Origin of the sequence: Phenylobacterium conjunctum, from assembly GCF_042679085.1 — a bacterium.
In the GTDB taxonomy this organism is placed as follows: domain Bacteria; phylum Pseudomonadota; class Alphaproteobacteria; order Caulobacterales; family Caulobacteraceae; genus Phenylobacterium; species Phenylobacterium conjunctum.
This window is the reverse complement of the sequence record NZ_JBHTLQ010000001.1, coordinates 96,358-113,431: the sequence shown is the minus strand read 5'-3', so window position 1 is coordinate 113,431 and position 17,074 is coordinate 96,358. Positions and strand designations below refer to the sequence as shown.

General features: G+C 69.7%; 13 protein-coding genes. 7 read left to right on the top strand and 6 right to left on the bottom strand.

Annotation, left to right across the window (positions count from 1 at the left end; all coding sequences use genetic code 11):
- Window positions 1–80: 80 nt before the first annotated feature.
- Window positions 81–719: an HPP family protein gene (locus tag ACFQ27_RS00520; protein ID WP_377351980.1), complete on the top strand. Its 639-nt coding sequence runs from the start codon at window positions 81–83 to the stop codon at window positions 717–719.
- A gap of 4 nt (window positions 720–723) precedes the next feature.
- On the opposite strand, the gene ACFQ27_RS00515 is transcribed toward ACFQ27_RS00520, so the two are convergent.
- Entirely contained in the window at window positions 724–1,593 is an 870-nt protein-coding gene (locus tag ACFQ27_RS00515) for a LysR family transcriptional regulator (protein WP_374345607.1), read from the bottom strand.
- Window positions 1,594–1,695: 102 nt separating this feature from the next.
- Here ACFQ27_RS00515 and ACFQ27_RS00510 point away from each other — a divergent pair, with 102 nt between their 5' ends.
- From ACFQ27_RS00510 to ACFQ27_RS00490, 5 genes are all read left to right on the top strand, one after another.
- Window positions 1,696–3,255, top strand: coding sequence for an NADH-quinone oxidoreductase subunit L (locus ACFQ27_RS00510; RefSeq protein ID WP_377351979.1), 1,560 nt, complete (start codon window positions 1,696–1,698; stop codon window positions 3,253–3,255).
- Window positions 3,252–5,684: a YbcC family protein gene (locus ACFQ27_RS00505; protein WP_377351978.1), complete on the top strand. Its 2,433-nt coding sequence runs from the start codon at window positions 3,252–3,254 to the stop codon at window positions 5,682–5,684. The genes ACFQ27_RS00510 and ACFQ27_RS00505 overlap by 4 nt, the downstream gene beginning before the upstream one ends.
- Window positions 5,681–5,902 carry a hypothetical protein gene (locus tag ACFQ27_RS00500; protein WP_377351977.1) on the top strand — a complete coding sequence of 74 codons (222 nt, stop codon included), beginning with the start codon at window positions 5,681–5,683 and terminating at the stop codon, window positions 5,900–5,902. Before ACFQ27_RS00505 ends, ACFQ27_RS00500 begins: the two co-directional genes overlap by 4 nt.
- A 127-nt stretch (window positions 5,903–6,029) precedes the next feature.
- Window positions 6,030–7,433, top strand: a complete 1,404-nt coding sequence (locus ACFQ27_RS00495; RefSeq protein ID WP_377351976.1) for a phospholipase D-like domain-containing protein — start codon at window positions 6,030–6,032, stop codon at window positions 7,431–7,433.
- Between the two features lie 107 nt (window positions 7,434–7,540).
- The gene (locus ACFQ27_RS00490) at window positions 7,541–9,022 is read left to right on the top strand and encodes a hypothetical protein (RefSeq protein ID WP_377351975.1); all 1,482 of its coding nucleotides are present in this window, start codon (window positions 7,541–7,543) and stop codon (window positions 9,020–9,022) included.
- Window positions 9,023–9,043: 21 nt separating this feature from the next.
- Here the strand turns inward: ACFQ27_RS00490 and ACFQ27_RS00485 are convergent, their stop codons facing one another.
- Both ACFQ27_RS00485 and ACFQ27_RS00480 read right to left on the bottom strand, forming a co-directional pair.
- Window positions 9,044–11,293 (bottom strand): TonB-dependent receptor, encoded by a 2,250-nt coding sequence (locus ACFQ27_RS00485; protein ID WP_374345613.1) that lies wholly within the window; start codon window positions 11,291–11,293, stop codon window positions 9,044–9,046.
- A gap of 85 nt (window positions 11,294–11,378) precedes the next feature.
- Window positions 11,379–12,464, bottom strand: coding sequence for a Gfo/Idh/MocA family protein (locus ACFQ27_RS00480; RefSeq protein ID WP_374345614.1), 1,086 nt, complete (start codon window positions 12,462–12,464; stop codon window positions 11,379–11,381).
- Between the two features lie 126 nt (window positions 12,465–12,590).
- On the opposite strand from ACFQ27_RS00480, the gene ACFQ27_RS00475 reads away from it, so the two are divergent.
- Window positions 12,591–13,838: an MFS transporter gene (locus ACFQ27_RS00475; protein WP_374345615.1), complete on the top strand. Its 1,248-nt coding sequence runs from the start codon at window positions 12,591–12,593 to the stop codon at window positions 13,836–13,838.
- Between the two features lie 60 nt (window positions 13,839–13,898).
- On the opposite strand, the gene ACFQ27_RS00470 is transcribed toward ACFQ27_RS00475, so the two are convergent.
- The 3 genes from ACFQ27_RS00470 to ACFQ27_RS00460 form a co-directional block, all read right to left on the bottom strand.
- Complete coding sequence (locus ACFQ27_RS00470) at window positions 13,899–14,963, bottom strand: LLM class flavin-dependent oxidoreductase (protein ID WP_374345616.1); 1,065 nt, start codon at window positions 14,961–14,963, stop codon at window positions 13,899–13,901.
- Entirely contained in the window at window positions 14,960–15,868 is a 909-nt protein-coding gene (locus tag ACFQ27_RS00465; protein ID WP_374345617.1) for an aldo/keto reductase, read from the bottom strand. The genes ACFQ27_RS00470 and ACFQ27_RS00465 overlap by 4 nt, the downstream gene beginning before the upstream one ends.
- 99 nt (window positions 15,869–15,967) lie before the next feature.
- The gene (locus tag ACFQ27_RS00460; protein WP_377351974.1) at window positions 15,968–17,002 is read right to left on the bottom strand and encodes a LacI family DNA-binding transcriptional regulator; all 1,035 of its coding nucleotides are present in this window, start codon (window positions 17,000–17,002) and stop codon (window positions 15,968–15,970) included.
- Between the last annotated feature and the right edge of the window lie 72 nt (window positions 17,003–17,074).

Here is a 17,074-nt window from a genome sequence, read left to right as displayed (position 1 = left end):
CCAGAGCCGCCACGGACACCGCCTTGTCACCCCCCAAGCCTGCCTTCCACATCTTCCATCCCCTGTTGGCTGGAGCCACCTTGCACGACCGGATCGTCGCCTCGGGCGGCGCCTTGGTCGGGTTGGTCCTCACCGCGATGATCTGCGCGCAGGCGCGCCTGGGCGGCCCCGACCTGCCCGCCATGATCGCCCCCATCGGGGCCTCCGCGGTGCTGCTGTTCGCCCTGCCGGCCAGCCCGATGGCCCAGCCCTGGCCGATCTTCGGCGGCAGTGTCGCCTCCGCCACTATCGGCATCCTGGTCAGTCGCTGGCTTGGTCATGGCCCGGAAGCCATCGGCGTTGCGGTGGCCGGCGCGATCCTGGTGATGTCCCTGCTCCGGTGCCTGCACCCGCCGGGCGGCGCCGTGGCCATGACCGCTGTGGTCGGCGGCCCGGCGATCTGGGCGGCGGGCTTCGCCTTTCCCTTCGGCCTCGTGGCCCTCAACGCCGCGGTGGTGGTGGCGACAGGCTGGCTGTTCCACCGCGCGTCGGGCCACTCCTATCCGCACCGGCCGGCGCCTGTCGCCGTCACCGCCGCGGCGGGCCGCCTGCACCACGACGACATCCGCATGGCCCTGGCCGACGCCGGCGAAACCTTCGACATCTCCGAGGCCGACCTCGAGGTCCTGCTGTCCCGCGCCGAGGAATACGCCGAGCGACGCAGGGCTCAGCAGGCCTAGACCGTCACCGAGCCGGCAGCAGCGCGCCCAACAGAGGATTGGGGAACCGCCGGTTCTGGACGATGGCGTAGAAGCGTTCGGCCAGCCGCTCGATGCGGTGCAGTTCGACCAGCACCCCGGCGTTCAGTTCGTCGCGCACGACGATGGGCGGAGCCAGGGCGACAGCCTGCCGCTCCCGCGCCAGCAGGCGCAGCATGGCCATGTCGTCCACCTCCGCCATGATCAACGGCCGCACGCCGGCGAGGTCGACCAGCTGGTCGAAGGCCTGGCGCATCTCGCTGCCGAGGCTGGGCAACAGGATCGGCGTGGTCGCCAGATCCTGCGGAAACCGGAAGCCGCCAAGCTCTGGCCGCCCAACGATGCTGACCGGCGTCTGGTCCAGCAGATGGCTGCGGAGGGAGGATCGGGCGTCGCTGGGCGCCGGGCTGTTGGCCAGGACGATGTCCAGCACCTGGGCCTCCAGCTCCTGCAGCAGTTCCCGTAGGGAGCCCGAGCGGACCACCAGCTCCACATCGTTGCGGCCGACCAGGGGGCGCAGGAACTCCAGCTGGAAGTTCCGCGACATGGTGGGCAGGGCGCCGATCCGCACCGCCTTGCGGTCCAGGTCCGGCCGGCCGCGCAGGGTGTTCAGCAACTCCTCGCCGGTCTTGAACACGGTATCGGCATAGTCGAGCGCCACCCGGCCCGCCTCGGTCAGCTTGAGCCGCTTCCCCACCCGCTCGAACAGGGCGTGGCCGATCTGGGCCTCGAGCTTCTGCAGCTGAACCGACAGGGCCGAGGGGGCGACGTTCAGCCGCTCGGCCGCCCGCGCCAGACCGCCCTCATGGGCGATCACCCAGAAGTACCGCAGGTGGTTGTAGTTCAGCTGGGACATATCGCTTTTATATAAAAGCGAACAGACGCGTTCAAACAATGAATTTCCACGAACAACATCTCGTGCATAGAAGCACGGTCGCCTTCCACCCGGAGACGACACATGGCCTGGCTTGTCTGGTTCGCGGCGCTTGCGCCCTTGGCGCACTTCACCCTGGCGCTGACGCCCGGCGGCGCGCCCGGCGTGCTGCGCGCTTCACGGATCACGGCCCTGGTCGGCCTGGGCGCCGGCGCCTTCGCCCTCGCCTATCCGCTGGTCTTCGGCTCGCTCACCCTGCCCCTGGTCGGCGGGGATCCGCTCGGGCTTTCGCTCCGGCTTGATCCGCTCAGCGGGGTGATGAGCGCCCTGATCGGCTTCATCGGCTGGGTGGTCCTGGGCTACAGCCGCAACTACCTGGCCGGTGACCCTCGCCAGGCCCAGTTCCTGCGCACGCTCAGCCTGACCCTGGGCCTGGTCCAAGGCCTGGTCCTGGCCGGCGACCTCCTGCAACTGGTGCTCTGCTGGATCGGCGCGAGCCTGGCGGTCAACCGGCTGCTGCTGTTCCGCGGCGAGCGCCAGGCCGCCGTGCTGGCGGCCCGCAAACGGTTCCTTGTGAGCCGGCTGGCCGAGGCCTGCCTGATCCTGGCCGCGGTGATGATGTGGCGGGCGACCGGCACGACCGACATCGCCCAGATCCTGGAGCGGGCCGGCGCCCTGCCCGTCCCGACCCTTAGCCTCGCGGCCCTGCTGTTGGCGCTCAGCGCCGTCTTCTCCTCGGCCCAGCTGCCGTTCCACGGCTGGATCCTGGAGGTGATGGAGACCCCGACCCCGGTCTCGGCCCTGCTGCACGCCGGCGTCGTCAATGCCGGCGGCTTCCTGATGCTGCGCTTCGCCGAGGTGCTGGCGGCCCAGCCGGGCGCCCTGTTGCTGCTGATCGTGGTCGGCGCCGCCACCGCCATCTTCGGCTCGCTGGTCTTGCTCACCCAGACCTCGGTCAAGGTGGGCCTGGCCTACTCCACCATCGCCCAGATGGGCTTCATGCTGCTGGAATGCGGCCTGGGCGCCTTTTCCGCCGCCCTGCTGCACATCGTCGCCCACTCGCTCTACAAGGCCCACGCCTTCCTGTCGGCGGGGGGCGCCGCGGCTCATGGGTCGACGCCCCGCGCCCGGCGCCACGCGCCCCTGGCCGCCGGCCTGGCCCTGCCCCTGCTCGTGGGCGCAGCGGCCAGCCTGGCGGCCTGGATCGGTCTTGGCCCGGCCAAGGATCCAGGCGTGCTGGTGCTGACCGGGGTGCTGGCCCTGGGCCTGGCGCGGGTGCTGATCTACGCCTGGGAGTGCGGGTCGCGCACCATGATGGCGGCCGGCCTCGCCACCAGCGCCCTGGCGGTCGCCGGCTACGGCCTGGCCCAGGCCCTGTTCGCCCAGCTGGTGGCAGGCGTCCTGCCCCCGCCGCCCGCGCCCTCGACCCTGGCGGTCGGCGTCTCCATCGCCGCCCTGACCCTGATGGCCGGCCTTGTCGGGCTGCAGCTGGTGCTGCCCCGCGCTGACGGCGCGACCGGCTGGGCCCGCGCCTACGCCGTGGTCGCCAACGGCTTCTACCTCAACACCCTCGCCAATCGCTGGGCGCTCCGGTTCTGGCCGGCCCCGCCCAAGTTCGCCGCCCAAGATGGAGCCGCCCAATGACCCTCGCGCTCGACCTGTCCGCCCTGGAGTCCGCCCAGCCCCTCGACGCTGCGCCGGATCAGGGTTCGCTCGACGCCGCCCTGGCGGCCGCCATCGCCGAGGCCTGCCAGCGCATCGCACCGGTCTGGCCGCTCGCCAGCTTCGTTGCGGTCAATCCCTTCCTGGGCTTCGCCGACACGCCCTTCGACGAGGCGGCCCGCACCCTCGCCCGCCAGACCGGCGCCCGGATGCTGATGCCGCGCAGCTTCTATCGCGACGCCGTGCAGTCGGGGCGGATCAGCCTGCAGGACCTGGCCGTGGCGACGCAGCCGCACACCGCCCGCGGCCTGACGCCGGACGTCATCCTCGCGGCCCTGGATCAGCCGCCCCGCGCGCCCATCTCGCCCACCCGGATCGCCACCGTGGCCGAGGTGCTGGACACCTTGTCCGCCGGCGACCGGCAGGTCTCGCGCACCGCCTTCATGGTCGATGAGATCTCCAAGTGGTGCGCCGCCTATTTCGACGAGGGCCAGGCGGTCTGGTCCGCGCCCTGGCGGGGCAAGCCGCTTCTGGCCGCCTGGCGGATCTATGTCCGCCACGACGCCAACGCCCGGGCCATGGGGGTCAGGAACCTCTCCCGCATCGTCGCCGAACTCCCCGAGCCTCCGCTTGAGGCGATCCGGCAGGTGCTAGAGGCGCTCCATATCCCGCCGTCGGCCTGGGGCGAGTACCTCTATCGCGCGCTCTTCGATATCCGGGGCTGGGCCGCCTATGTCCGGCGGCTGGACTGGGAGGCTGAGCAAGCCGGCGCCGACGGCCACGCCCTGGCGGACCTGCTGGCGATCCGGGTGATCTGGGGCTACGCCCTGTTCCGGCAGCGGGATGACGAGGCCTTCCGCACCGCCTGGCGCCAGGCCCTCGCGGCTTCGACCGCTGCGGCGCCTGCGCGGGGCGAGGATGACCTGGCCATCGACCTCATCCTGCATGCGGCCTACGAGCGGGGCTATCAGGCCCGCCTGGTCAGCGACCTCGCCGCCGGCCCGCAGACCACGCGGCCGCTTAGGCCCCAGGTCCAGGCGGTGTTCTGCATCGACGTCCGCTCCGAGCTCTATCGCCGCGCCCTGGAAGAGGCCTGGCCGCAGGCCGAGACCCTGGGCTTCGCGGGCTTCTTCGGCATGCCCCTGGCCTATGGCGACGCCGAGGGTCACGTCCACGCCCAGTGCCCGGTGCTGCTGCAGCCCTCGGTCTGCGTCGAAGCGCATGCTCCCGCCGGCGCCGCGTCCCGGCGGGCCGGACAGGCCTTCTGGTCGCGCTTCAAGGACTCCGCCGTCGCCTGCTTCGGGTTCGTGGAGGCGTTCGGCCTGGCCTATGGCGCCAAGCTGCTGAAGGCCGCCCGGCCCACCGCCGGACATGACGTCCCCCCGCCCGAGCCCCACCTGCACCTGGACCACGTCCCCTTGGCCAGCCGCATCGACATGGCGCACGGCGCGCTCAAGGGCATGTCCCTCACGCGGGATTTCGCGCGGCTGGTGCTGCTGGTCGGTCACGGGTCGAGCACCGTGAACAATCCGCATGCGGCGGGTCTGGATTGCGGGGCCTGTGGCGGCCATAGCGGCGCGCCCAACGCCCGGTTCGCCGCCGCCCTGCTGAACGATCCGCAGGTTCGCGAGGGCCTCGCCGTTCGCGGCGTGGCGATCCCCGCCGACACCTGGTTCCTGGCGGCGCTGCACGACACCACCACCGACGACCTGTGGTTGCTGGACCTGGCCAAGGTTCCGGCCAGCCACGCCGCGGACATCGTGGTCGCCAAGGCGCGGCTGGCGCGGGCCTCGGCCCAGGTGCGGGCCGAGCGCGCGCCCTTGCTGGGCCTGACGCCCTCTGCCCCCGAGGCTTTGGTCGCCCGGTCCCGAGACTGGTCGCAGGTGCGGCCGGAATGGGGCCTCGCCCGGGCCGGGGCCTTTATCGCTGCGCCCCGGCGTCTGACCGCTGGCCGCAACCTGGAGGGCCGCGCCTTCCTGCACAGCTATGACCGCCACGCCGACGCCGACCTGTCGGTGCTGGAGCTGATCCTGACCGCGCCCATGGTCGTGGCCAGCTGGATCAGCCTGCAATACTACGGCTCCACTGTCGATAACCGGGCCTTCGGCGCCGGGGACAAGACCCTGCACAATGTCTGTGGACGGATCGGCGTGCTGGAGGGCAACGCCGGAGACCTGCGGACCGGCCTGCCGATGCAGTCCATCCATGACGGGACGCGCTTTGTGCACGAGCCGGTCCGGCTGAATGTCTTCGTCGCAACCACGCCGCAGGCGATGAGCCAGGTGATCGCCCGACAGCCCGGCGCCCGGACCCTGGTCGACAACCAATGGATCCACCTGTTCGCCCTGGACGATGCGGGCCGCACGACGCACCGCTACGCCGGCGACCTCGCCTGGGAGGCCCTGTCGTGATCCCCAAGCCCGCAACCCGGCCGGCGAGCGGCTATTGGGTGGTCGGCGGCCGCTTCGCCGCCGACGGCCACCTGCCCTGGCCCCGCGCCTTCGGTCCCTTTGACGACCACGCCGCGGCCCGCGCCTGCGCAGAACACCTGGCCGACCCGGCCCGCCCTGAAGTCCGCTACGTCGTCGTCGCCGAGGCCGTCGCCTATCAGGCCGGATCACCCGCCTGAGGCTCGGCCTGGTCGTAGACCGTCAGAGAACCCGCTTCGGGCGGCGACGGATGTTCCGACATAAGCCGCGCCTATAACGTCCAGCCGAGTCGTCGCCTTGGGCGCGGCGGGACGCTGGGAGACGCGCATGAGCGAACAGATGAGCCAGACCGGGCTGGACGCCGCCCTTCACATCCCGGCGGCCGAGCGCGCCGCCTATCCGGTGCGGGACGGCAACCGCGTGCGCCCGCTGATTGACGGCGAGCCCGCCTTCCGGCGCATCTGCGAGGCGGTCGAAGCCGCCCAGCGCAGCGTCTGGGTCACCGTGGCCTTCCTCGACGCAGGCTTCCTGATGCCCGACGGACGTGGATCACTGTTCGATGTGCTGGACCGGGCGGCGGCGCGGGGCCTGGACGTGCGGGCCCTGTTCTGGCGCGTGAACCCTGAGAGCCAGCGGGTGGAGCAGGCGACCTTCTCCGGCTCTGGCGACCAGCGGCGGATGCTGGCCGAGCGGGGCTCCCCGGTGAAGATGCGCTGGGATCGGGCCCAGAAGGGATACTGCCAGCACCAGAAGAGCTGGATGATCGACGCAGGTGAGACGGGCGAGGTCGCCTTTGTCGGCGGTATCAACCTTGGTCCGGACTATGTGGTCGCCCCTGGCCACCGGATCCTGGGCGGCGAGCGCCATGTCCACGACGTCTATGTCGAGGTCGCCGGCCCCTCAGCCAGCGACGTGCACCACAACTTCGTCCAGCGCTGGAACGACGCCAGCGAGCGGGCGGCTCCGGATGGCGCCTGGGGCGACGTCGCCGACCTGGCCTTCCCGATCATGGTCTCCGCGCCGGCCGGTGACAGCCGGGTGCAGATCCAGCGCACGGTCAAGGCCGGGCTCTATGCGACCCCGGCGGCCGCCGCGGGCCACGTTCCCTACACGATCGCCGAAGGTGAGCTGTCCATCGCCGAACAGTACCTGCGCGCCATCGCCGCCGCCCGGCGGACGATCTACATCGAGAACCAGACCGTGTTCGATCCGGACGTGATCCAGGCCCTGGACGCGGCCCTGGTTCGCGGGGTTGAGGTGGTCGCCCTGACACCCGCCGAGGCCTATGGCGAGTTGAAGGCCGCCAAGAGCCGACCGGAGAGCCGGCCCTTGTTCGACCTGCTGGCCGCGCTCGGCCGGCATGAGCGCTTCGCCCTGGTGGGGATCGCTGGAGCCGACGCCGAAGGCCGGCGGCACGACGTCTATGTCCACGCCAAGGTGATGCTGGTCGACGACGCCTGGATGACCATCGGCTCATGCAACATCGCCCGCCGGTCGTTCTTCGGCGACATCGAAATGAACGCCTCGGTCTGGGATCCGCAGGTTGTCCGCGCAACCCGCTGCGAGCTTCTGGCCGAGCATCTGGACCTGGACACCGCCCAGATGGACGACCGTGAGGCGCTGGCGCTCTACCGCCGGATCGCCGCCGAGAACCGCGCCCGCCGCGACGCCGGACAGACGGACTGGCAAGGGCTCGCCTTCCAACTGGACCCCGCCGTCTACGGCGATTAATCATGGGGCCTGGACCCCAACTCCCCCGTTTCGCGGGCCCAAGTTCAGCGTCGAAACCGGCGCCGGTGCAACATGCCTGAAGTACGGGCGCGTAGGGGGACAAGGTCATGGCGAGATTTGCGAAGCGCAGCGCCAAGGTCACGGCGCAAGTAAGCTTGGCTGTTTTAGGGGTGATGGCGGTGGTTGCTGTCCCCCACGACGCGGATGCGGCCCAACGTCGGAAGGCGGCTCCGAAGGCGCCGGTTGTCGTGGCCCCGCCTCCGCCGCCGGTTGACCCCTATGCGGCCGACCGGGCCAAGATCAGCGAATGGCGGGCCCGGCTGCTGAGCTCATCCTTCACGCCGGACCGCAGCCTGGCGATCATGGCCGACGGATCCTCCGCCGGCGCCCTTCAGAAGGGCTGCGACAAGGACACCCCGGCAGGGACCGTCGCCCTGGAGGTGCGGGCCAAGCGCGGCAAGGGCCGGCCGGGCGAGAACCACAGCATCATCGGCTATCGCGGCGACAGCGGCCCCTGGTGCATGGCCTCTGGCGTCGGGATCATCACCTTCGCCGACGGCTCCCGTTGGCTCGGCCAGGTCTCGACCCAGGGCGAGGGCCCGACAGGCCGCAACTTCCTCCCCCGTCCGGATGGGCTGGGCGAGATGATCGCCGCCGATGGCGCTCGCGAAGCCCGCAAGGTGGTGGCGCGGGCCGATATCCTTTGGGGCTATGACCTGATCGAAACCCTGCCGGCGGCGCCGGGTGGCGCGGCTCCCACACCAGCGCCCATCGCCACCGCGAAGGTTGCGGCCCCTGCGCCGCCCACACCTGCCTCGGCTTCGGCCCCGGCGCCGGCGAAGGCCGTAGCGGTGGCCCCCGCGCCCGCGCCAAAGGCGGTCGCGGTGGCTGCACCCACACCAACGCCTGCGAAGGTCGAAGCCGCCAAGCCCGCGGCCTCGTCCACAGCCGGCATGGCGAGCCTTGGCCTCGCGGGGCTCATGGCGTCGGGCAAGTCCGCGCCGGCCGCCAAGCCCGCGCCAGCGGCCGCGCCTGTGGGGCTGGCCCTGTTCGCAGCGGCCGCGCCCGCCCAACGTTCGACCTCAGCTGCAGCGCCGGCGGCGAGCCCGGCCGCGGCCGCGCCGACCGCGTCCGGCGTCATCGAAGGCGTGACCGGCCTCTACATGTCGCCCTTCACCTCGGACGGGGTCACGGCCGGCTGGATCACCAAGTCGCTGCAGGTGAAGGCCGCCGGCCAGATCGGCTCCATGGCCGGCAACTATCTGGGCCAGAAGGCGATGGAGAATGTCCCCCTCGTCGGCGGCTTCCTGGGCAAGAAGGCCGGCGAGGCCATGGGCCGGCAGATGGCTCTGAGCGCCATCGGCGGCGAGGCGTTCCTGAAGGAGTCCTCGGACCTGTCGTTCAACACGCCCCAGACCCTGGTCGACTGGACCATGGCCAACTACGGAACCAGGGAAGACATCAATCAGGTCATGCAGGCGGTGATCGCCATCTATCCGGACGTCCAGACGCCTTACCTTGTCGCCGCCCAGCGGATGGCCCGCGAAAGAAAGGGCGCCGGCCCTGCTCGGACCGGCGCCCCGTTCTAGACTTGGACCTTGCGGTCGGACTTAGAAGTTCGCCCGCAGGGTGACGCCGTAGTAGCGGTCGGCTTCACGCGGGATGATGTACCGGTAGCTGCCGCCCGGGCCGCCGCTGGTGATGGCGGAGGCGAAGCTTTCGTCGAACAGGTTCTTCACCTGCACGAGGACGCGGTACTTGTCGTTGGCCTCGATCATGCCGAAGGTCAGATCGACGATGCCGTAGCCCTTGATGGTGGTGGCCTGACGGATAGCCGCCGAGGCGTCGAGCTGGCTGATCTGCTTGGTCTGGTAGGAGCCCTGGACGCCCAGGGTCCAGTCAAACGCGCCACCGGTCCGCCAACGGTAATCGGCGCCCAGCGAGCCCTTCCACTTCGGCGCGTACGGCAGGCTGGTGCCCGAGGGGACCACGCCGGTGATCACGCCGTTGGTCGGCAGCTTGAACTGGTCGATCTTGGCGTCGGTGTAGGCCAGGCCGCCGGAGATGTTCAGGTCGGCCATCGGACGGAAGGCCATGTCCAGCTCGGCGCCACGGGTCGAAACCGTGCCGGCGTTGGTGAAGCGGGTCACCAGGACGCCCGCCACGATGTCGGGGTTGTTGGCCTGGAAGTTCTCGTACTTGGCGTAGTAGGCCGCCAGGTTCAGGGTCATCCGGCCGTCGAGCAGGGTGTTCTTCAGGCCCAGCTCGTAGCTGTCCGCGGTCTCGGCCTCGATGACGTTCGTGCCGGTGGCGGTCAGGTTGTAGAAGATGTTGTAGGCCGGGCCCTTATAGCCGCGGGCGTAGGTGGCGTAGGCCTTCACGTCCGACGACACGTCGTACTGCACGCCGAGGCGACCCGAGACATTGTCGTTCGAGGTGCTGGCGTTGAACGGACCGAAGCTGGGCTGGATGCCCGGGCCGGTCAGGGCGGTCACGCGCTGGTGGAACACCGACAGGTCGTCGTTGGTGTAGCGCAGGCCCACGAGCACGCGGAGCCGGTCAGACAGGTTCAGTTCGCCCTGGCCGAAGGCCGCGAAGTTCTTGAAGGTCGAACCGAAGTCGGCGGTGCCGGTCGGCCGGGTGATCACCGCGCCCGCAGTGGTGCAGGGCGTAAGCACGGTCGGCGTCGGGGTGACGGTGCAGACCAGGTCGTTGCGGGTGAAGATCCGCTCGCTGTCGGCCTTGGAGTAGTAGAGGCCGGCCACGTAGGTGAAGAACTGGCCGGACGGCGAGGTCAGGCGCAGCTCGTGGGTCTGGGTCTCACCGGTCTGCGGGCCGATGTCGTGCAGTTGGTTCAGGCCCACATAGGCCTGGGCAAGCCAGTCGCCGTCACGGATCTCGGTGTTGTCGTATTCGCGATACGACCCGATGTAGGTCAGGGTCTGGCCCGCGACCGACCAGTCGGCCTGCAGGGAGATCCCCTTGCTCTCTTCCTTGGTGGCGGTGACCAGGTCCTGGCGGATATCGCGCGACTTGTCGGCGCGCGGGGTCGGCAGGGCGCCGGCGGCCAGGTTGGTCGGCAGGGTGCCGATCACTTCGGCGCAGCAGTCGTCATCGCTCTTGCGGTAGTCGGCGATGAAGGTCAGCGACAGGTCATCGGTGGGATCGGCGACGATCACGCCGCGAACGCCCCAGTGCTCGTAGCCGTTCACCCGGTCGCCGGTGGCGCGGTTGTGAATGTTGCCGTCATAGTTGCCATAGAAGGCCGTGAAGCGGCCCTTGACCTTGTCCGAGAACGGCACGTCCACGGCGCCGCGGATCCGGTACTCGTCGCCGCCCGAGAAGTAGCTGCCTTCGACATAGCCGCCGAAGTCGTCGCCCGGCCGCTTGGTGACGATGTTGATCACGCCAGCCGAGGTGTTCTTGCCGAACAGGGTGCCTTGCGGGCCCCGCAGCACTTCGAGCCGATCGATGTCGATCAGGTCGCTGAAGGCTTCGCCCGCGCGGCTGTAGACCACGCCGTCCACCACGGTGGAGATCGAGGGCTCGCCGGCGATGGAGAAGGTCGAGGTGCCCACGCCCCGCAGGAACAGGGACTGGTTGATGGTGGTGCCCGACTTGCGGAAGTTCAGGGTCGGCACGAGGTACTGAGCGCCCTCGAGGTTCACGGCACCCTTGGCGGCCACGGCGTCGCCGGAGACCACGGAGACAGCCAGCGGCACGTCCTGCAGCTTCTGTTCCCGCTTCTGGGCGGTGACGACGACTTCACTGATTTCATTGGCTGCTTCCGCGGCCCAGGCCTGGGGCGCGGAGGCCAGGGCGGCGAGGCTCGCACTGGCGACTAGAATAGTCTTGATCATTGTATTTCCCCCTCCGCCTCCTGGCGGATGTTTATGTCTAGCGCTGTCACATGGTGACGCGGTCAGGCTTGGAAAAGCCCCCCGGTCACAACCCAAGTTCCGACAACTCCACAACGCGCCTCTCCCGCGCGCTGATCTCCGCCGCGGTCCCGATCGCCACGGCCATCAGGCCATCGCGCGCGGTCACCTCGACCGGCCCCACGCCACGCACCGCGGCGTTGAACTTCTGGTGCTCGTAGAAGGTCGAGCCATGGTGGCTGCCGGCCTTCAACGCCGTCTCGTCCACCGCGATATTGCGGCGGCTCACCTGCTTGGGGTTCATGAACCCCACCCGCGGCGACAGCACGAGGTCGCCGGTGGGGATCAGGACGTCCAGCCGGGCCTTGTCGCCCACGGCGGTGATCTCTTCCTGGTTCTCCGCCCCGTCGGCGAACATGCACAGGTCCAGCATGGCCCGGACGCCGTTGGCGAAGTCCACGACCGTGTAGCTGTTGTCGATGATGTCCGGCTTCTGTCCGTCATAGCGCTCGTCCTGATGGTTCACGTCCATCGCGCCGGAGCAGTAGACGCGCACCGCCTCGGACTCGACGATCAGCCGCATCAAGTCAAAGAAATGGCAGCACTTTTCGACCATGGTGCCGCCGGTGTTGCGCGAGAAGCGGTTCCAGTCACCGACCTTTTCCAAGAAGGGGAACCGGTGCTCGCGGATCGACAGCATCTGCAGCTTGCCGATCTTGCCGGCGCGGAGGTCGGCGATGAAGGCCTCGGCCGGCGGCATGTAGCGGTATTCCATAGCCGTCCAGAACGGGGCCTTGGACTTCTCGGCCTGCTCCACCACCCACTTGGCGTCCTCGATGGTGGTGGCCAGCGGCTTTTCGCACAGGATCGGCAGGCCGGCCTCGAACAGGGGCTCGAGCACCTTGCGGTGGGTGTAGTTGGGGCTGGAGACGATGACCGCGTCCACCAGGCCGCTCTTGGCCAGGGCCGCGCCATCCTCGAACTCGGCCACCTTGGCGTCGGCGCCCAGGGCCTTGCGGGCCCAGCCGCGCGACCGCTCCACGGGGTCAGCGATGGCGGTCACGACCGCGCCCGGCGTGACCGCGAGGTTGTGGATATGCTCCACCCCCATCATCCCGGACCCAACCAGGCCGTAGCGAACCGTGTCGCTCATGACCCCTCCCCGCAATTAATATGACAGCGCTGACTTATTGTGAGCATTCTCAGGACGCGGGCGCGACTTCAAGCCGAAATTATGGTTGGCTGCGTCTATCATAAAACACCTATCGGAACACTAGGGATGAAGCAGAGCAGGTTTGGGGCTTGGGTCCTGTTCGGTCTCTTGACCGTGGCCGGGATCCTCAATCTGGTGGATCGCCAGATCATTTCGGTGCTGAAACCCGAGATTTCCCAAGAGCTTAACTGGACCGCCGATGACTATGGCACCCTGGGCGCCTGGTTCCAGGGGGCGATGGCCGTGGGCCTGCTGATCTCCGGTCCCCTGGTGGATCGCATCGGCGTGCGCTGGGCCAACGCCCTTGGGGTTTTCGCCTGGAGTGTGTCCGCCGTGTTCCATGGCTTCGCCCGGACCTTGGGCCAGTTCACGATCTGCCGCGTCGCCCTGGGCGCCACCGAATCCATGGGCACGCCCACCATGATCAAGACGGTGGCCACCATCCTGCCGGCCAACCTGCGCTCGGCCGGGTTCGGGATCATCAATGCGGTCAACAGCCTGGGCGCGGTCGCCGCGCCGATCTTGATCCCCCTGATCGCCATTCCCTTCGGCTGGCGCGGGACCTTTGTCGCCGCCGGCCTGGCCGGGGTGGTCTGGACCGGGCTCTGGCTGCTGGTCACCCGCAAGGGCCTGCCTGTGGCTGAACAGGCGCCTGAGCCCGTGGAGGCCGCGCCGTCTGGCCCCGCCCCTTCGATCCTCAAGGACCGCGCCACCTGGGCCATCGCCGGCGCCAAGGTGCTGAGCGACGCCACCTGGTGGCTGATGCTGTTCTGGATGCCGGATTTCCTGAACCGGCAGTTCGGTCTGTCAGGCGTCTCCATCGGCCCGCCTATCGCGCTCGCCTATGCCGGCGCCGCGGCAGGCGCCCTGATCAGCGGCACGGTCGCCACCCGTCTCCTGGCCCGCGGGGTCTCCGTCGACCGGGCGCGCAAGGGCGCCATGCTGGTCAGCGGCCTGATGGTGCTAGTCCTGCCGCTGGCCCTGTTCGCCAAGACCCCGTGGGAGGCCGCGGCCGTCCTGGCCATCGTCCTGGCCGCCCACCAGGGCTTCTCCACCAACCTGTTCGCCCTGATCGCCGACGTCACGGACCCGGCCAAGATCGGGCGCGTCACCAGCGTCGGCGCCTTCTGCGGCAACATCGGCGGCATGCTGATCGTCAAGGCGGCGGGGATGATCCTGACCGCCGGCCTGGGCTACAGCCCGCTGTTCCTGTTCGCCGGCGCCTCCTACCTGCTGGCGTTGGGCTGGATCCAGCTGTGGCTGCCGCGCATCGAAAGCCGGGGCGGCCAGGCCCCCGTGCAGGTAGGCCACTAAAGCAGAACGCCCGCCCCTGGTCGGGGCGGGCGTCGCGCGCTCTCTAAAGGCTCAGGCCGCTCAGACGAGCGGGCCGTGCTCCAGGTTCGGCAGCACATGGCGGGCGAACAGGTCCGCCTCGGCCGCGTGCGGATAGCCCGACAGGATGAAGGCCTCGATGCCCATGTCGCGGTAGTCGTTCAGCTTGCCCAGCACCTGGTCGGGATCGCCGACGATGGCCGCGCCGCAGCCGGAGCGGGCCCGACCGACGCCGGTCCACAGGAAGGGCTCGGCATAGCCGTCGTCCTTGGCGCTCTCGCGCAGGGCGGCCTGGGCCTGGACGCCCACGGAGGTGCTATCCAGCGACTTGGCGCGGATGGCGGCGCCGGTGTCAGCGTCCAGCTTGGACAGCAGGCGATCAGCGGCCGTGCGGGCCTCGGCCTCGGTCTCGCGCACCACCACGTGGGCGCGATAGCCGTAGCGCAGCTTGCGGCCATATTTGGCGGCGCGCTTGTCCATGTCGGCCATGATCTCGGCGATGGTCTCCTTGCGGTCCGGCCACATGAGGAAGACGTCGCAGCCCTTGGCCGCCGCCTCGCGGGCGTCCTCGGACAGGCCGCCGAAATAGAGCAGCGGCGCCTTGCCGGAGACGGTGCGGATGCGCGGCGGCTCGACCTGCAGCTTGTAGAACTCGCCGTCGTGGTCCAGGGCCTCGCCGTTCAGCAGGGTCTTCAGGATATGCATGACCTCGACCGTGCGGGCGTAGCGCGGCGCGGACGCCAGCTTCTCGCCCGGCATGTCGGAGGAGATGATGTTCACCACCAGCCGGCCGCCCAGCATCTGATCGATGGTGGCGATCTGGCGGGCCAGCTGCGGCGGCCAGACTTCGCCGATGCGCGTGGCCATCAGCAGCTTCATCCGGCGCAGCATCGGGGCGATGCCGGCGCAGAAGGCCGTGGTGTCGATGCCGAGCTCATAGCCCGACGGCAGCAGGATGTTGTCGAACCCGCCGGCCTCGGCCTGCAAGACGATGTCGCGGCAATGCTCCCACGACGACTTCAGCCGGGCGTCAGGGACGCCGAGGAATTCATAGTCGTCATCACACAGGGCTGAGAACCAGCTGACTTCGCAAGGCGGACGGCTCATGGCAGGGGGGCTCCCATCGCAGCGACGAGGACCGCGTACCAGTCGGCGCGGGTCCACTTGGGTTTGAAGGCGTCGGGGATCTCGGCGATCCGGGCGACGGATTGGGTTCCGACCAGCGGGATCGGCCGCGACGGATGGGCCATGATCCAGCTGTAGGCGGCGGCGGCGCGCGAGACGCCGGCCTCGGCGGCCTTGGCGTCCAGAGCCTTGGCGACGGCTAGGCCGCGCTCGTCCTTGGGGTCGCCCAGCCGGCCGCCGCCCAGGGGCGACCAGGCCATGACGGTCATGCGGCGGGCCAGCGCCTGGTCCGTGAGACCGTTCGTGAAGGGCGTGATCTCCAGCGGCGACAGCTCGATCTGGTTCGAGACCACCGGCAGGTCGAGATAGGCGGCCAGAGCCTCGACCTGGGAGGCGGTGAAGTTCGAAACGCCGATCGCGCCGATCTTGCCGGCCTTGTGGGCGGCGGTCAGGGCTTCGGCGATCTCCGACGGATGGGTCAGGATGTCGGGTCGGTGGATCTGCCACAGGGCCACATGCTCGACGCCCATGCGAGCCAGAGACGCGTCGATGGCCGAGTTCAGGTAGGCGCGGCTGGAGTCATAGGGCGTGCCGATGACGATGCCGCCCTTGGTGGCGATCACCATGCGCTGGGCCAGGCCGCGATTGCGCTGGAACACCCGGCCCAGCAGGGCCTCAGCGGCGCCGAAGGGCTCGTTGTTGTCGGGGCCGTAAATGTCGGCGGTGTCGAACAGGGTCACGCCCGCGTCCAGGGCGGCGACCACCCGGGCCTCGGCCGCGGCCACGTCGTCGCCGGAGAAGCGCCACATCCCCCAGCCGATCCCTGAGACCTGCGGCCCCCCCTCATAGAGCGGACGGACGGCTGCGGCGGGAGGCAGATGGGTCATGGGTTCCGTTCTTCGGCGGGGCCGGATGCTCGGCTCTGTCCAGCGCTGTCATACGCTCGCCGCGCGCGGCTTGGCAAGGCGCGGCCGGGTTGATCTGGATCAGCCGGGCGGCGGGGCGGTGGAGCCGCGCAGCACCAGTTCATGCGGCAGCCGGCGGTGGATGATCTCGCCCTCGGCGTCGAACAGCAGGCCCGCCGCCGCATAGGCGAGGTCGCGGGTGGGCTGGCGCACCGTGGTCAGGGGCGGCCAAAGCTGGCTGGCCAATGGCGTGTCGTCGAACCCGGTGATCGACAGGTCCCTGGGCAGGGACAGGCCGCGCCGGTGGGCCACGGTCATGACGCCGGCCGCCATGTCGTCATTGGAGGCGAAGATGGCGGTGGGCGGGTTGGGCAGGTCCAGCAGGGCGTCGGCCGCCGCCTCGCCCGAGGCGAAGTCGAACAGGCCTGGCCGCACATATTTCGGCTCAAAGGGCAGACCCGCCCGGTCCAGGGCCCGGCGATAGCCGTAGAGCCGCAGGTCGCTGGCGGCGTGATTCGGGTGCCCCAGGATGAAGCCGATCCGCCGGTGGCCCAGAGACAGCAGGTGCATGGTCATCTCGTCCGCCGCCTGGGCGTCGTCCATGGACACCGAGGCGCTGCGCTCGTGCTCCGTGCCGGGAGAGATGCGGACATAAGGCACCCCGCGCAGCTCCAGCTCCTCGAGCACCGCGGCGACATCTGTCACCGGCGAGGACAGGACCACGCCATCGACCCGGGTCTGGTCGATCAGGGCTCGGACCTCGGCCTCCAGGTCAGGCGAGGCGGCGTCGCAGGGTTGGGCCAGCAGACGCACCCGCTCCTCGACACACCGCGTCCAGACGCCGGTCTGGATCTGGTAGATGTAGTGGGGGCTGTGGTTGTCGTAGATCAGCGCGATCTGGTGGCTGCGCTTTCCGGCCAGGGTGCGGGCCGCGGCGCTGGGGTGGAAGTTGAACTCGGCGATGGCCGCTTCGACCCGCTGGCGCGTCTCGTCCGAGACATAGCGCTCCCGGTTCAGCACCCGCGAGACGGTCTTCATGGAGACGCCGGCCGCCTCGGCCACGTCCTTCATCGTCGCCGGGTCCGCCCCGAGGGACCCCTTCTTGGGAGGCGCCATCCTAAACGCTTCGCTCCAGCACCCTCGGCGCCGAACCGGCGACCAACCCGCAACTAGCCCTAGCTTGGGACG

Bases quoted from the DNA above. Each gene is read 5' to 3' on its own strand.
- ACFQ27_RS00515 (WP_374345607.1), bottom strand. From the start codon at position 1,593: ATGTCCCAGCTGAACTACAACCACCTGCGGTACTTCTGGGTGATCGCC.
- ACFQ27_RS00510 (WP_377351979.1), top strand. From the start codon at position 1,696: ATGGCCTGGCTTGTCTGGTTCGCGGCGCTTGCGCCCTTGGCGCACTTC.
- ACFQ27_RS00505 (WP_377351978.1), top strand. From the start codon at position 3,252: ATGACCCTCGCGCTCGACCTGTCCGCCCTGGAGTCCGCCCAGCCCCTC.
- ACFQ27_RS00495 (WP_377351976.1), top strand. From the start codon at position 6,030: ATGAGCGAACAGATGAGCCAGACCGGGCTGGACGCCGCCCTTCACATC.
- ACFQ27_RS00490 (WP_377351975.1), top strand. From the start codon at position 7,541: ATGGCGAGATTTGCGAAGCGCAGCGCCAAGGTCACGGCGCAAGTAAGC.
- ACFQ27_RS00485 (WP_374345613.1), bottom strand. From the start codon at position 11,293: ATGATCAAGACTATTCTAGTCGCCAGTGCGAGCCTCGCCGCCCTGGCC.
- ACFQ27_RS00480 (WP_374345614.1), bottom strand. From the start codon at position 12,464: ATGAGCGACACGGTTCGCTACGGCCTGGTTGGGTCCGGGATGATGGGG.
- ACFQ27_RS00475 (WP_374345615.1), top strand. From the start codon at position 12,591: ATGAAGCAGAGCAGGTTTGGGGCTTGGGTCCTGTTCGGTCTCTTGACC.
- ACFQ27_RS00470 (WP_374345616.1), bottom strand. From the start codon at position 14,963: ATGAGCCGTCCGCCTTGCGAAGTCAGCTGGTTCTCAGCCCTGTGTGAT.
- ACFQ27_RS00465 (WP_374345617.1), bottom strand. From the start codon at position 15,868: ATGACCCATCTGCCTCCCGCCGCAGCCGTCCGTCCGCTCTATGAGGGG.
- ACFQ27_RS00460 (WP_377351974.1), bottom strand. From the start codon at position 17,002: ATGGCGCCTCCCAAGAAGGGGTCCCTCGGGGCGGACCCGGCGACGATG.